Source organism: Sphingobacterium kitahiroshimense (genome assembly GCF_025961315.1).
Classification (GTDB): domain Bacteria; phylum Bacteroidota; class Bacteroidia; order Sphingobacteriales; family Sphingobacteriaceae; genus Sphingobacterium; species Sphingobacterium anhuiense.
On record NZ_JAOQNK010000001.1, the window covers coordinates 5,694,077 to 5,709,015 of the forward strand.

A 14,939-nucleotide genomic window follows, 5' to 3' on the forward strand; every position below is an offset into this window, starting at 1 on the left:
CCTTTTTTTTATACCTCGTCTGTTTTTTTCCTGAGATAATTATAGATTTCAATTTGTGAGCGACAAGACTCCTTGTCATTTTCAACGTACCGGTTATTGAGTTCATTGTTCAAAATACGGGCTTTTACATTATCGCGTAGCTGGATCTGCAACATATCTTTGATTTCATCCCTTATTTTCTTACTGTTAATTTTTACAGCAGCCTCTATACGGTGATCCAAGTTTCTCGTCATCCAATCTGCTGAAGAGATATAGGTCACTTCTTTTCCAGCAGCATAAAAATACATCACACGGGCATGTTCCAAAAATTCGTCAACGATGCTGATAGCATTGATTGCTTTTTTAAATTTTGTTTGATTCGTGGCGCAATAGATACCTCTTACAATGAGATCAAGCTGTACACCCGCTTCGGCGGCATCATATAATTTCTTAATCAGTATCCGATCACTGAGCGAGTTCACCTTTAAGATGATACGCGCTTTTCTTCCAGCTTTAACCTCCTCAATTTCTTTATCGATATAATGAATAATTCCATTACGCATATCTGTAGGGCAGATGAGTAGGCTATTGCAGTTTTTAATGACTTCAGCTGGATTGCTTTTTGGCTTTTTTAGGAAATGAAAGACTTTGTTTATATCTGCCATGACACTTCTATTGCTGGTCAATAAACAGTAATCTCCATATAGTTTTGCTGTTTTTTCATTGATGTTCCCTGTACTTACAAAACCATATTGAATGGTTTTGGCACCAACTCTTTTTTTAATGATGCAGAGTTTTGCATGTACCTTTTTATTAGGAACACCAGTTAAAACCCGAATACCCTCAAGTTCAAGTTTCTCTTTCCAAAATAGATTATTCTCTTCATCAAATCGAGCCTGTAGTTCAAGCATTACTGTTACATCTTTTCCATTTCGTGCCGCATTAATCAACGCATTGACGATTTTACTATTTGATGCGAGGCGATATGCTGTGATTTGAATAGTCTTAACATCTGGATCCATTGCCGCTTCGCGGAGCAGATCGATTACTGGACGGAAAGTGTGATAAGGAAATGATAGCAAGATATCTTTTTTGATAATGATATCGGTAATCCTTTGTGTTTTGTTCAGTTGAGGATGTGTAAATGCTGGGTTTGTAATAGGCAGGTTTGGTTGCTTAAATACATTAGGGAAGTCCATAAAATGTTTGAAATTATGGATTTTCTGCCCGGGTATGATATTATCTTTTTTCGTTAATTGTAATTTTTTGATTAAAAATTCGACTAGCCTAGGGTCCATTTCTTTATCAAAGATAAAGCGTGTTGTTTTACCTTTTCTTCTGTTTTTTATCCCTTTTGATATTTTCTCTGCTAATGTGGTATTGATATCATTATCAATATCAAATTCTGCATCTTTAGTTATTTTGAAGACATGCGCATGAAATTCGTCGAATCCAAAATAAGAAAAGATATAAGGAAGATTGAATTTAATGATGTCTTCTAGTAAAATAATATGTTTTTCCTTCGCTGAGGCGGGTAAGATTACAAAACGACCATTTAGCGTAGTTGGAATTTCGATTATGGCAAATTTTGTTTCATATTCCCATTCCTGTTTGCGCATGGAAATTCCTAAGTAAAGACTTTTATCGCGAAGATAGGGCATAGGGCGACTATCATCGAGCAATAATGGAATGACGTTAGACTCGACATCTTCTGAATAGAAATTGCGAACAAATTCTTCTTGTTTAAGGTTGAGCTGACTTGCATCTTTGATATATACATGCTGTTGCGCCATCTCTTTTTGTATAAGCGCCCAAAAATTATCAAACTTTTTTTGCTGTTTTATAACAATCGTATTGACTTCATCCAGTATAATTTGCGGGTCTTCAAAAAAGGATGTATTAGCCTCTTTGTCTTTAATATCTATTGCGCGTTTTAGCCCCGGTATGCGTACTCTAAAAAATTCGTCTAGGTTATTAGAAAATATGCCTAAGAATTTTATTTTAGAAGGAAGAGGTACTGTTTCATCAGCCGCTTCCTGTAGAACTCTGCTATTAAAACTTAACCAGCTGACATCTCTAGGAATGAATTTTCGTGCCATATTTTTTTTAATACTTCTTATTTATGCGATTAGCCTCAAATGTAAATTTACTTAATTAATGTAGTATTTTAATAGTATTAAATTATTGTTAAATATATATGTAGTAACACCTCTTTAATACTATTAAGTGATCTAGTTATCCGTTATTTTGATCTGAATACCTGTCGAATGTGATGACATTTCTGGCGCATATAGATTTTGAATAGTTGTTATTCCATTTGAAAATATACCCGCATTATTTGCTCTTAACTCATATTCAAATACGTAGCTTCCTTGTGGTAAATAATCGATAAAAAAATTCGTTGCAGCGTCTTTGGTGCTTTCATAATAACCAAAACCTTGTTTGTATTTATAGGTTGATGTTACATTTGTTGGCTCAAACCCAGATGCTCGCATATCTTTGAGGTGTACGAATGATAGATTTCTATCACTTTTTATCAAAATCCGTACTTTCACAATATCTCCAAGTTGAATAGGTGTTGTTGCTGTTATAGGGACTAGTACTTCTTTCAACTGTTCAATTTTCTTGAGATAAAGCTCTTTTTGTAAGCTAATGGTTGATGAGGCGGACCGTATCTGATCTAATTGTTCAAAATACTGGTAATACAAACCTCCTAATGCTATGCCAGGACTTGCTTTTGAGATCTCAACTTTCCCTAATGCAGGTTTAATTTCTTTTTTCATCCAACTTTCTTTCCTGTAACCAGAACCGATTTGTTTCGATATTTGTGTTTCATCTAATGGTTTACCAGCGACTTTTATGGTAAGACCTTCTGGAGCATCTAGCCAGTTTTCGCCATAGTTGATCAAGGCATCAACAGCAGCGACGGTCGCTTTAGTTGAATTCCAGTGTCGTACTTGTTTATTTTTGATCAACCAGATCTTCATATTTTCAATTGCTTTTTTATCTTGACTTACTTCGTCAAATGCTCTTATCAGTTGGGCTTGTGTCTCAATTGGTGCTTCGTACCAAGACCAGCCAGGTTGATTTTGATTCCAGTACATACCTTTTTCAACAGATTCAATAGATTTTTGTTGCAATTGTTTGATGACTAGTGCAGCAGCTTCCTTTAAGTTGTAGCGATTTAAAATAAGGGCTACTTTGGCTTGGGTGCTAATACTATATGTTAGTTTATTTTTATCTATCTCTTTTAGAAAATATGCAATAGCTGGTTCCAGTTGCGTATTTTTATCTTCAGGCGAATAACTGCTTCTTACGAAGAGATATTCGATTCCTTGATCAATATTAGGTTTCATCTTATTGTCTTGCTGAAAACGGGACCAATTATGTAAAATCTCATTGTCTAAAAATGCGAAGCCTTTCGTGATGATCGGTTTAACCATATTTGTCAAATCAAATTCAGCAATGATGCCTTTCGCATTTAATTTATTGATGCCCTCAAGTATATAGGTGGAGACCTGGAAATTCTCATTACCTCAAGGATACCATGAAAACCCTCCACCGGATGATTGCAAAGCAGCAAGTTTCGCGACGTCTGTTTTTAATGTATTTTTAAGCGTATTCTGATCAAATAGATGTGCAATGTTCTTCATTGTTTCTTCCTCATTAATTGCATCTTTTAACCAAGGTGTTTCCTGTATCATAATTGTTTTCAATTCCTCATTGATACGTAAATTTGATTGAAGTTGCTGTTTACCTTTCCATTGTTCAAATACAGGCTTTATTTTTGGGTGCTGATTGACCAGATGTGCAGAAAATGAATTTAGATAGAATTTACTGAAAATTGATTCTGATGATTCATATGGATACTCATTGACATAGGGTAGCGCAAATAAGGCATGATAGATCGGATTGCTTGTTAATTCTACTGTATAGCGGTATGGTTCGGAAGTAGACGAGCCCTGTTGTAAACTTTTCATTTCAAAAGATTTCGACTGACCTTCTCTTACAGCAATAGGTAAAGTTTCTGTGACTAACATACTGTTTTTTAGAACAGGAATAGTGGATTCTTCACCGTCAGAGAAGTTACCTCCTTTTGCCACGATACGGTATGTGATTGCTTCAATATTTTTAGGGATCGTAATTTCCCAGCTCGTATTTTCACTGCCTTTAGCAATTACCGTAATTTGTTTTATTGGAATGTTAAGAGCTAGGGGCGCCATGGTAATTGCATCAAACATTTCTAGCGAAACAGAGGTTTTTAAATCATTTGCAGACAAGTTATTGACCTTTGCTTTGATTGTTATTTGATCTGCTTCTCTAAAGAAACGTGGCATATTGGGTACAATCATCAGATCTTTTTGTGTTTCAACAAAATTAGTGTAGGTACCTATAGCTAATTCTTTACTATGCGCGATTGCCATAAACTTCCAGCGGGTTAAACTTTCTGGAGAATCAAAGCTGAACACCGCATGACCATCTTTATCTGTTCGTAGTTGAGGTAAGAAGAAAGCTGTTTCCTGTAGATTTTTCCGAATCTGAATTGGATTCTCGCCTTTATTTTTGTCGATTTCTGCTTGACTGGAGACTACGACTACCTCTTCCATTACAGGAGATGCTGCATCTGCGAGCATAAGATCTTCTTGGGCTGCTCCAGCCGCCTGTTTTGCTACTGCACCTCGGATTCTAAGTGATCCAGTAGGGGACATTCTTCTGGTACGGCCAAAATCATAATTATTGATATTGAATCCAAAATTCTTAAATCGATCGTAATTTAGTGCCGTGTTAAAATTCAATTCGCTAAAATTTTGGATGAAAGTACTTCTGCTGAGATTATTGGTATAATACCAGGCTCTATAAGAAGGATATGAATAAGGATTTAGAGGAAATGAAAAATCATTGCTGGTCACATTTTTAAGTTTGTCTAAAGATGCGTCATACATATTCACCAAAAGCTCTGATGCTATCTGCTCCCCTTTTTTTCCTTTAATGACCAATTCCCAAGTTTCTTTTTGTCCAGGATACAGTTTATTTCTGAAAGTTTTTGTTTCTATTGTTAGCGATGGGCTATATTGTTGTATTGGCAATACCAAAGTTTTAGTGAAAAGCTGTCCATTTTTAACACCAGTGAAATTCAATACCAAACTATTCTTGATGGTTTTAGGAATTTCAACTTGAATTGTTGTTTTCATTTTTGAAACGACTTTAAAATCTATTTTTTCATCTTCGGAAGAAGTCATGTTGAGATGAAGAGAATCAAAATCCGTTTCCAGACTTATTTTAGCCTTGTCAGCTAGTTGATAATTAGCTTTGTCAGCAGTAACGGTCAAAGGTGATTTTTCATCTGATTGTAGCCGTGAATTGTTGATTTCAATCATCCGCTCACTACGAATAGTATCTTCCGCAACAATTGAAATTGCTTCCAATTTATATTTTCCTGCAAAACTACTGCTGTTTGGAAGTTTTATTTTATTTGATTGGGAAAGATCAAAATCTGCCTCGTAAGCCACCGTAAAATCCTCTTCTTTTTTATATTCAATTCCGTAAGGTTCATAGGGGAACTTCTGTAAAAATTCATCCTTAGGAATGCTATTGTAATAACTAAAGTCATGTGCAATATAGAATGACGGGGAGACAATAAGACGTTTATTTTCTATTCGTTTTTTTAGTATAAATTTACCTTTTGCAGGTACTTTTTGTCCAGATAGGTTTTGTGCACTTATTGTAATCGAATCCAGATCATTTGCATCAATTTGTTCTGGTGCATCTATCTGTAAAGTAAAGGGAATATTTCCGATAGTTAAACGGGTGGTACTTTCATTGGTTTCACCAGTAGCATCCATTACTGAGGCATCGATGTTGAATGATTGGGTAACTCGCCACTTGCTGTTAAAATCTTGTGGTATTTCACTTTTGAAACTAATGATAAAATTTCCCTCGTTATCAGTTCGTATGGTATCTATTTTGATTGTCTCGCTAAATGTGCGATCGATAATTCTATCATATACATCGAAAGGTCTTATTCTATTTTCAACTTTGTTGACCGAATATGCCACCGTGGCATTAGCTATAGGAACACCGCTAAAAGATATAGCTTTTCCTGTTATAGAAATGGAGTCACCTAATGATTTCTTATCTTTAAATTCGTCAAAAGTAACTTCAAATTTTGGACGTTTATATTCTTCTACACTGAAGCTGTAATTTTGGTTTATGCCATCACCAGTAATCTGTATATAATACTGACCTGTTACATTACCTGTATTTAAGATAAATGATCCTGCTATTGATCCAAAATCATTGGTGACCAATGTTTTTTCATCAACACGTTGATTATTTGTATCGTATAATCCCACAACGATGCGTTTATCAGCCATAGTTGCGTATTTAATCTTTTCGTAATTCTTATATACGATTGCTTTGAAATAGACAATCTGGCCCGGTCTATAGATCGATCTATCCGTAAATATTTTTGCATCGTAATGTGCGTCTTCTTTATGATCAACTTGAGGATAATAGTATGAATTGAAGGGGATGAATACAGGTTCATCATTAATCCTTAAAAAAAGATTTCTATTTTGATTTTTATTGTTAAAAACACCATTCTTATTTGTCGCTTCAGTTGATTGTAGTTCAAACTTATCTTGACGTAAGTTGTAAAATTTCAATGAGGCATTGGATTGTTGTGCACCTGTTTCCCGGTTTACGATCAGTACAACTTGATCATCTTGCAACATTGCGTATTTGCTAAAATTTAATTTTAGATAGCCATAGCAGTTTTTTTCATTGTATTCGTTTTCAAATGGAGAGGAAGCATATACGATGGTATAAGAACCTGCATCAAGTGCAGGGATTAGCAAAGTTGTCTCGTGACTTACTTGATCTTTAAAATCTTTAAGATCAAAAAAGCCTTCCTTTACAACGTTGTTATTTTTGGTGAAAGTGTGGATTATGTTCCATAATGTACTATCATTAGCGTTGTTAATTTCGGATTGAAAACGATCTAAGATATTTCTTGGACGTATTATTTTATAGAATATCTTACTGACATTTCGGTGTGTCACTTTCATTAATGCCTCTTTATTCGCGGTATTAAATTCCTTCGATTCAAGAAGAATTTCTGGTTTTAATATATTTTGACGGACTGTTGATAGATAGGTTTTTGTATGAGCACTGTCCGCAAGTGGTAAATACGTTTCTATTTTTCTTAGTAAGATATTTATTTGTTCTTGTTGATTTACCGCGACAATATTTGCCTTGTTTTTGTAGATGTTGATATAATCTACAATCATAATTTCTTTGAGTGGGGACTGCTTATATTTTGCGATCCAATTTTCAAGAATTTGTAATCTGGAAGAATCCGGATTATTTTTGCTACGCAATAATTGGTATTGATTAAATAAATAGGCATCTATATTTTTGCCCTCATGGATTTTTATAAGATCGTGGTATAAGCTATCGACAATTTTGGTATTACTATCTTTTTGATTTCTAGCTGAAGAGATCTGGTAGGGCTGATTTTGTTGAAGGAGATCGATATAATCATAAACTGCAATATCGTATAGCGTTGGCAGATAGGACTGCTGTGGTGATTCAATGAGTTTACTCCATTTTTCTTTTGGTTCATGCAAGAGCATGTCTTTTTCTATTAAGGCATTTTGATATAAGGATTTGATTTTATCTTCAAATTGTTTACTTGTCCAGAAAGTAAAATCGTTATTAACATCGTTTTGTACTTCAGTACGCTGATTAATGCTGTAATAATTACTGATGAAATAATCGTTATAATTACGGGCCTGTTGAATGGTTAAAATGGCTTTCGCGGTTTTATTCTCGAGCTGTTTAATTTTGATATCAAATTCTTGAATGACTTTTAATTTTATATCCGAATCATCTGAAGTCTGCATGTTTATCTTTTGGCGATATAGAAAAGCTTTGACCTGTTCATCATACCAATTTCTTTTTACTGCTTCGGCTTCTACCTTAGCAAGAATAGGAGAGATCTCTTTCCAAAATTGATTATCAGCCAGACTGTCAATCTGCATCCATAAGGGAGCAAGATTGTTTTTCTTTTGTGCATATGAATGCGATAAGCACAATAATGAGTATATGAAAAGGAGTATTTTTTTCATGATAAAACCTATAGAAAATAAAAAAAGAGAATACAATGCGTATTCTCTTTAAATATAAAGAATTTATTGTTCCTTTTTATTTTTTATCCATACCCGATTTTTTTGAAATTTGAATCGCTTGAAACTTCTTCCCATCATAGTGGGGAGCTTCTATAGTTAGTGAAGTAGGATAGGGCGTATTTTTATCAAAAAAGTAAGCCGTAGTTGAGCTTCCATAATCATTTACCGGTAGTAAATCTATGCAGGCCTTATAATCTGCTTCATCAGGTTTGCCAACAGAAATTGCATATATGCGTATGATACCGCCTTTATTTTGCTCATTTCTTACAAATGCAACCTCTTTAAATTCGCCAGGTAGATCTTCAATGCTTTTTTGTGTTAAAGAATCCTTTAACATGAAGGCTAGAATTGCTAGAATAGGTATGATAATTAACCATACCCGTTTATTTTTTTTCATTAAACTTATTCATTATGAGTGTAAGCTTCCATTTGTATCAGTAAGCTCAGCGTACTCGAGTTGTTTTTGTAATGGTAATGAAGCTATCATGAGCAAAAAATTTATATCCTTACTTATTTCACGATCTTGATAGCTTCCTTAAACGTATTGTAATTAAATTGCTATTGTAATTCCTAATAGTTTGTAAAACTCCTTAAGAATAGCTTGATGACCTGGCCAAGCAGGTGATGTTACTAAATTTCCATCTACAATCGCTTGATCTGCGGGGATGTTTTTCCATGTTCCGCCAGCAAGTTCGATGTCTGGTCCTACAGCTACATACGCCGTTAATGTACGTCCTTGGAGTACTTTTGCTGCTGTTAAAACTTGTATGCCATGACAGATCGCCGCAACGGGCTTATTGTTGTCAAAAAAATACTTTGTTATTTCTAATACACGTTTGTTCAGTCGGATATACTCTGCAGACCGGCCTCCCGCTATATACAGACCATCATACTCTTCTACATTAATGGTATCAAAATCTTTATTGATTCCAAAATTGTGTCCACGTAATTCCTTATAGGTTTGGTCACCTGTGAAATCATGAACTGCAGTAGGTACTACATCACCTTTTTTGCGATCTGGTGCTACAGCATCAACATCAATACCTAGAGAACCCATAGCCTGAAAAGGAACCATTGCTTCGTAGTCTTCTACGAAATCGCCAACAAGTAATAATATTTTCTTTGCCATAAATTTGTTTTTTATCTCTCCAAGATACAAAAAAAGTCAGAGACGACTATGACTTTTTCTGTTAAGTTATGGTTAAACTAGCTTTGCCGTTCTCTCTTTTAAAGCACGTTTAGTTGCTCGTACTTTAGCTTCTAACTTACTTCTATGTTGAATATTTGTAACTCCTTTTCCGCTTTCGAAATTATTTCCAAATTCAGGTAAGGAGAATGAGTCCAAAACTTCTGCCCCATCCCAAGTGATTCTATTTACGGCTGTATTTAAAACAGTAGATCCACCCATAGGTCCTGGGCTAGTAGCTAATAGAAAAACAGGTTTTCCATTGAACGTTTTACGACCTGCAATTCTGGATACCCAATCGATGATGTTTTTGTAACCAACATTGTAAGAACCATTGTATTCTGCAATCGATATCAATAAAAAATCGGATTCATCAATTTTTGAAGCGAAATCTAATGCTAATTGTGGAATGCCAGACTCTATTTCTCTATCAATAGAATACAAGGGCATTTCGTAATCATTCAAATCTAATATATCGATTACATCGTCTACTTCTTTATAATATTTAGAAACTGAAGTAACGAAAGTTTTGTTAATTGAATTTCTGCTGTTACTAGCAGCAAATGCTAATATTTTCATTTTGAGCTTTTATTATTTGATGTTCAAACGTACAATATTAATTTTATGAAAATGTCAAAATAATGTTTGAAAGGTTCCAAAATAGTTATTTATTGACCTAGATCAAGATTAAAACGTTCATACATGCCCAGAAAGCCAGTTAACCCTCCGGTATGAATAACCAAAATGCGTGCATCAGGTTTAAAGTAATCTTGAGAAATCAAATCATTAACCGCAAAAAATAGTTTACCTGTATAAGTTGGTTCGATCATGATTCCTGTATTGGAAACAAATTTTTCAATGAACCGTAACAGTTCGGGTTTAGTTTTCGCGTATCCTCCAAAATGATATCCAGTATGAAGGGTTGCAACAGGATCGCTAGGATATATTTTGTGCACTTCATCATGAATAAAATCTCCTCCTTTTAAGACAGGAACACCATGGACAACGGTTTGTAATCCAGATGCCGCTACAGCGTGTTGTAATCCTGCGAGGGTAGTCCCAGTACCGCAGGCGCAAAAAATATGATCGTAAGATTCTTGTAGTGATGCTATAATTTCTTCGCATCCTTTAGAACCAAGCGGTCCATGACCTCCTTCATCTATAAAATAAGCATTTGAGTTATTACTGAAATGTTTATCAAACAGAACTTGCTTATTTTTATATTCTGTACGATCAGTATAGATAATTTCCATCCCAAATAATCGACACATGGCGATGAGCGGATTATTTATTCCAGGGTCACTCCGTAAAAAGGCTGTTGTTTTTAGACCAAAGGTAGCACCGGCGCAAGCTGTTGCCAAAATGTGGTTAGACCATGCACCGCCAAAAGTGACCAAATGGTTTTTATTTTCTGATAATGCACGCTCCAAATTAAATTTTAATTTCCGCCATTTATTACCTGAAATAAACGGATGGATCATGTCATCACGCTTTATAGAGACATAAATAGTTTTTTTTTCCCAGTTTGGAAAACTAATTTTTTGTTCGGGACTATAAAAATTAAAAGATATCATACACTTTAATGTACAAAGTTAGTAGAATTTGTATGAATTAGGTTATTTTTGTACGATGGCTGAAAATTTAGAGTTACAAGAGCAAGATGATCAAGAGTTATTTGAACATTTGCGTATAGAGGTAGATAAAGGACAAGCGTTACTGCGCATCGATAAGTTTCTGATGAATAGAGTAGAGAATGCATCTCGAAATAAAATTCAGGCAGCTATTGAAGCGGAGTCCGTATTAGTGAACGAAAAGCCTGTAAAGGCAAGCTACAAAGTGAGACCATTTGATGTGATCACTGTTGTCTTGCCCGATCCCCCAAGAGATACCGAAGTATATCCCGAGGATATTCCCTTGGATATCATTTATGAAGATAATGATGTATTGATCGTCAACAAAGAATCAGGAATGGTTGTCCATCCTGGTTTTAATAACTATAATGGAACATTAGTAAATGCTTTAACGCATCATATTCAGCAGTTGCCACAGTTACCCGGAAACTCTGATCGTCCAGGTTTAGTGCACCGTATTGATAAAGATACGTCTGGATTACTTGTTATTGCGAAGAATGAAAAGTCGATGACTCACTTGGCGAAGCAATTTTTTGATCACAGTATCACAAGAAAATACATTGCGCTGGTATGGGGTGATATTAAAGAAGATGGTACCATTACAGGTTATATAGGACGCCATCAGAAAGATAGACGTATTATGGCTATGTACGACAGTGAAGCAAATGGGCGCTGGTCTGTTACCCATTACCGGGTTATAGAACGTTTAGGTTATGTGACTTTAATTGAATGTCAGTTGGAAACGGGAAGAACACATCAGATTCGTGCACACATGCAATCTATTGGTCATCCATTATTTAATGATGCCATGTATGGTGGAGACAAGATTATAAAAGGTACCGTATTTACAAAATACAAACAGTTTGTAGAAAATTGTTTCAAAATATTACCTAGACAAGCTCTTCATGCTGAAGTGATTGGTTTTGTGCATCCAACATCAAAAGAAAATATTAAATTTGAAGTACCATTACCAGAAGATTTTCGTTTAGGATTGGAGAAATGGCGTCATTATGCCGCTTTATCAAAACCAACTGAAGAATAATATTTATACTTAAATGCCAACAACATATATCAATTTTAACGGTAATATTTTACCTGAAGAACAAGAGATATTCTCTATTGAGAATAGGGCAGTACGTTATGGCGACGGCTTGTTTGAAACGATGCTGTTTAAAGATGGTGAGATCAGATTCCTAGCCTTCCATATGGAAAGGTTGCAAAAAGGGATGAGCGCTTTACATTTGGAGGATGCTAATCTCTTTGATGAGTTTTTCTTTCGTTCAAAGGTGGAAGAACTGATACGGAAAAATAATATGGTCGGTCAGCTTGTCCGCATACGCTTAACTGTTTTTAGAAGTGGAGGAGGTTTATATAGCCCAAATTCGAATAAACCGTCATACGTATTTCAAGTTGCGAGACCTGAACCTAATCTGAAGGATAAAAAAGTAGGTTTAATTGTTGATTTGTACACAGAATATAAAAAACCATTTAGTGATCTATCAAAAATTAAATCATTAAATTCTCAAATTTATGTTTTAGCTGGAATTCACAAGAAAAAGATGGGTTTTGATGATGTTTTATTATTGAATCAAGAAGGATTTTTATGCGAAGCATTGAGTTCAAATATATTTGTTCATTACGAGAAAACGTTATATACACCTGCTCTTTCAGAAGGCTGTATTGAAGGTGTTATGAGACGTGTTGTGATCGACATGGCCATTGATGAAGGAATAGAAGTAGTAGAAGCTCAGATAAGCCCACAGATCATGAAAGAAGCAGAAGAGATATTTCTCACGAACGCTGTTCAAGGGGTACAATGGGTCATGGGTTATAAACAAAAAAGATATTTCAATAAAATTTCCAGAATATTGCAGAATAAATTGCAAAACTGGAATTATAACGATCCTGAATAAAGTAAAGTAGAAATTCAATAAAAAGCTTCTAAACGGTATTACTGTTTAGAAGCTTTTTTATTTATGTGATGATTACAATTGAAAAGAGTGGTGATCAATTTGGGAATCATTCCTATACATTTTAAACAAATATAGCGTTCAAAAGTATGAACGCTATATTTTTATTGTTTGGATTTGTTTCTTTTCACTAAAAGATAAGATAAATAAAGAAGGACCATCCATATCGGAATTAGTTCAACAGGTACTTTCATTCCTGTTATCCACATGATAACCAATACGGCTACTAAAAATAAAATACAGATGTAATTACTGATCGGAAAGAGAAAAGATGGAAATTTTGTTTTTATATGCCTACGGACTTTATCCTTTTTAAAGTAGAAGTGTGTCACGGTGATCATGACCCAATTAATAATGAGCGAAGAAACAACTAACGACATTAATATTTCTAATGCATCCTGGGGCATAATTTTATTAATAACAACACAGATAGCTGCAAATAATGCCGAAACTAAGATGGCATTGACAGGAACATGGTTCTTACTTAATTTGTTTAGAAACTTCGGGGCATTGCCCTGACTTGCTAAACCATATAGCATACGGCTATTGCTATAGACACTACTGTTATAAACGGATAATGCTGCTGTTAGTACGATTAGATTTAACACATTGGCAATTAAGCTTGTTGCGTAGATGGTTTTACCAAATAGGGTAAACTGAAAACTTTTCAAAGAGTCAAACACCGTTACAAAAGGACTTGTATCTGCCGTAATCTGTTGCCAAGGCGATAGGGAGAACAAAACAATAAGGGCGCCAACATAAAAGATAAGAATTCTATAGATCACCTGATTTGTCGCTTTGGGTATATTTTTTTCAGGGTTTTCGGCCTCTGCGGCGGTGATGCCGACTAATTCTAAGCCACCAAAAGAAAACATAATCAAAGCTATCGCGGCAAGTAGACCTTCGTACGTGCCATTACTGCTTTGGGATAGCCAGCCTTTTGGGAAAAATCCCCCGTCATTATAAAGATTACTGATCGAAGATTGTGGGCTACCTGTACCACTGATAAGCAAATAAGAACCAAACAAAATCATGGCTATAATCGCGGCTACCTTTACTATAGAAAACCAGAACTCGGCCTCTCCGTAAACTTTTACAGAAGCTAGGTTTAGCCCATTAATGATAAAAAAGAAAAACAGACTGGAAGTCCAGAGTGGTATTTCGGGCCACCAAAACTGCACATAAACACCAATAGCAGTTAGCTCTGCCATGCTTACCAATATGTACAACACCCAATAATTCCATCCTGAAGCATAACCTGCAAAAGATCCTAAGTATTTATTTGCAAAAAAGCTAAAGCTCCCAGAGACGGGTTCCTCTACAACCATTTCGCCTAATTGGCGCATGATAAAGAAAGCAATGATTCCCGCTAAAGCATAGCCCAAGATCACAGATGGGCCCGCTAAAATAGCAGCCTTACCGATACCTAAAAATAGGCCTGTTCCAATAGCACCGCCTAAAGCAATCAGTTGAATGTGTCTATTCTGTAGACCTCTTTTTAATTCGTTATTTTGTTTTGGATTTTGATCCACGTAATTGTTTTTTATAAAGTTAATATACGGGCTGATATCATTAGATAGGACTAATATAGTTTTTATCTATCAATAATTCGGCATTGTATTGATGTTAATACGAGCTAATAACAACTAATCAAAGCTGAAGGGTAATTTTTTATTATTTAACAACAAAAATAACTTTTCTATTTCAGCTCCGAATGGAATACAAAAACCGTTGACATCGAACATGACAACGGTTTTTATTTTTAATACTCAGTATATATTATACTAAAGAATGATCTCTAATTTGAATGTGATTACAGATTATTTTTTTGTTGAACTTTCGGTTGCGTCATATCACAGCCACAACCTTTACCACAACTTTTTTTACCTTTGAATGAAGCACGCATCGTTTTTGAAAAGTAGATTACCGCTGCGATAATGATTACTCCAACGATGATGTATTGAATAGTTAAATTCGTCATAAT

11 protein-coding genes are annotated in these 14,939 nt (G+C 35.0%); 2 read left to right on the forward strand and 9 right to left on the reverse strand.

Translation table 11 applies throughout. From position 1 onward, the window contains the following. Nucleotides 1–8: 8 nt before the first annotated feature. The 7 genes from ppk1 to M2265_RS24360 all read right to left on the reverse strand — a co-directional run bounded on the left by ppk1 (nucleotide 9) and on the right by M2265_RS24360 (nucleotide 10,928). A complete protein-coding gene (ppk1, locus tag M2265_RS24330) occupies nucleotides 9–2,078 on the reverse strand; it encodes a polyphosphate kinase 1 (RefSeq protein ID WP_132772652.1) in 2,070 nt (689 codons plus the stop codon). Nucleotides 2,079–2,210: 132 nt separating this feature from the next. Then, the gene (locus M2265_RS24335; RefSeq protein WP_132772654.1) at nucleotides 2,211–3,422 is read right to left on the reverse strand and encodes a hypothetical protein; all 1,212 of its coding nucleotides are present in this window, start codon (nucleotides 3,420–3,422) and stop codon (nucleotides 2,211–2,213) included. A 93-nt stretch (nucleotides 3,423–3,515) separates the two neighbouring features. Then, a complete protein-coding gene (locus M2265_RS24340) occupies nucleotides 3,516–8,108 on the reverse strand; it encodes an alpha-2-macroglobulin family protein (protein ID WP_132772656.1) in 4,593 nt (1,530 codons plus the stop codon). A 76-nt stretch (nucleotides 8,109–8,184) separates the two neighbouring features. Next, the gene (locus M2265_RS24345) at nucleotides 8,185–8,565 is read right to left on the reverse strand and encodes a hypothetical protein (protein ID WP_132772658.1); all 381 of its coding nucleotides are present in this window, start codon (nucleotides 8,563–8,565) and stop codon (nucleotides 8,185–8,187) included. Between the two features lie 153 nt (nucleotides 8,566–8,718). Further along, the gene (locus tag M2265_RS24350) at nucleotides 8,719–9,297 is read right to left on the reverse strand and encodes a DJ-1/PfpI family protein (RefSeq protein ID WP_021191181.1); all 579 of its coding nucleotides are present in this window, start codon (nucleotides 9,295–9,297) and stop codon (nucleotides 8,719–8,721) included. Between the two features lie 72 nt (nucleotides 9,298–9,369). Continuing rightward, nucleotides 9,370–9,933 carry an NADPH-dependent FMN reductase gene (locus M2265_RS24355; protein WP_132772660.1) on the reverse strand — a complete coding sequence of 188 codons (564 nt, stop codon included), beginning with the start codon at nucleotides 9,931–9,933 and terminating at the stop codon, nucleotides 9,370–9,372. Between the two features lie 89 nt (nucleotides 9,934–10,022). Further along, complete coding sequence (locus M2265_RS24360; protein ID WP_132772661.1) at nucleotides 10,023–10,928, reverse strand: 1-aminocyclopropane-1-carboxylate deaminase/D-cysteine desulfhydrase; 906 nt, start codon at nucleotides 10,926–10,928, stop codon at nucleotides 10,023–10,025. A gap of 55 nt (nucleotides 10,929–10,983) precedes the next feature. Here M2265_RS24360 and M2265_RS24365 point away from each other — a divergent pair, with 55 nt between their 5' ends. Both M2265_RS24365 and M2265_RS24370 read left to right on the forward strand, forming a co-directional pair. Next, entirely contained in the window at nucleotides 10,984–12,027 is a 1,044-nt protein-coding gene (locus M2265_RS24365) for an RluA family pseudouridine synthase (protein WP_132772663.1), read from the forward strand. Nucleotides 12,028–12,040: 13 nt separating this feature from the next. Next, nucleotides 12,041–12,898 (forward strand): aminotransferase class IV, encoded by an 858-nt coding sequence (locus tag M2265_RS24370; RefSeq protein ID WP_132772664.1) that lies wholly within the window; start codon nucleotides 12,041–12,043, stop codon nucleotides 12,896–12,898. A 161-nt stretch (nucleotides 12,899–13,059) separates the two neighbouring features. Here the strand turns inward: M2265_RS24370 and M2265_RS24375 are convergent, their stop codons facing one another. Both M2265_RS24375 and M2265_RS24380 read right to left on the reverse strand, forming a co-directional pair. Then, on the reverse strand, nucleotides 13,060–14,487 hold the full coding sequence (locus M2265_RS24375) for an amino acid permease (protein ID WP_132772666.1): 1,428 nt from the start codon (nucleotides 14,485–14,487) through the stop codon (nucleotides 13,060–13,062). A gap of 281 nt (nucleotides 14,488–14,768) precedes the next feature. Continuing rightward, nucleotides 14,769–14,936 carry a FeoB-associated Cys-rich membrane protein gene (locus tag M2265_RS24380; protein ID WP_021191178.1) on the reverse strand — a complete coding sequence of 56 codons (168 nt, stop codon included), beginning with the start codon at nucleotides 14,934–14,936 and terminating at the stop codon, nucleotides 14,769–14,771. Between the last annotated feature and the right edge of the window lie 3 nt (nucleotides 14,937–14,939).

Excerpts from the sequence above, each read along its gene's own strand:
- M2265_RS24370 (WP_132772664.1), top strand. The coding sequence starts at position 12,041 with ATGCCAACAACATATATCAATTTTAACGGTAATATTTTACCTGAAGAA.
- M2265_RS24365 (WP_132772663.1), top strand. The coding sequence starts at position 10,984 with ATGGCTGAAAATTTAGAGTTACAAGAGCAAGATGATCAAGAGTTATTT.
- ppk1 (WP_132772652.1), bottom strand. The coding sequence starts at position 2,078 with ATGGCACGAAAATTCATTCCTAGAGATGTCAGCTGGTTAAGTTTTAAT.
- M2265_RS24340 (WP_132772656.1), bottom strand. The coding sequence starts at position 8,108 with ATGAAAAAAATACTCCTTTTCATATACTCATTATTGTGCTTATCGCAT.
- M2265_RS24335 (WP_132772654.1), bottom strand. The coding sequence starts at position 3,422 with ATGGTTAAACCGATCATCACGAAAGGCTTCGCATTTTTAGACAATGAG.
- M2265_RS24380 (WP_021191178.1), bottom strand. The coding sequence starts at position 14,936 with ATGACGAATTTAACTATTCAATACATCATCGTTGGAGTAATCATTATC.
- M2265_RS24350 (WP_021191181.1), bottom strand. The coding sequence starts at position 9,297 with ATGGCAAAGAAAATATTATTACTTGTTGGCGATTTCGTAGAAGACTAC.
- M2265_RS24355 (WP_132772660.1), bottom strand. The coding sequence starts at position 9,933 with ATGAAAATATTAGCATTTGCTGCTAGTAACAGCAGAAATTCAATTAAC.
- M2265_RS24345 (WP_132772658.1), bottom strand. The coding sequence starts at position 8,565 with ATGAAAAAAAATAAACGGGTATGGTTAATTATCATACCTATTCTAGCA.
- M2265_RS24360 (WP_132772661.1), bottom strand. The coding sequence starts at position 10,928 with ATGATATCTTTTAATTTTTATAGTCCCGAACAAAAAATTAGTTTTCCA.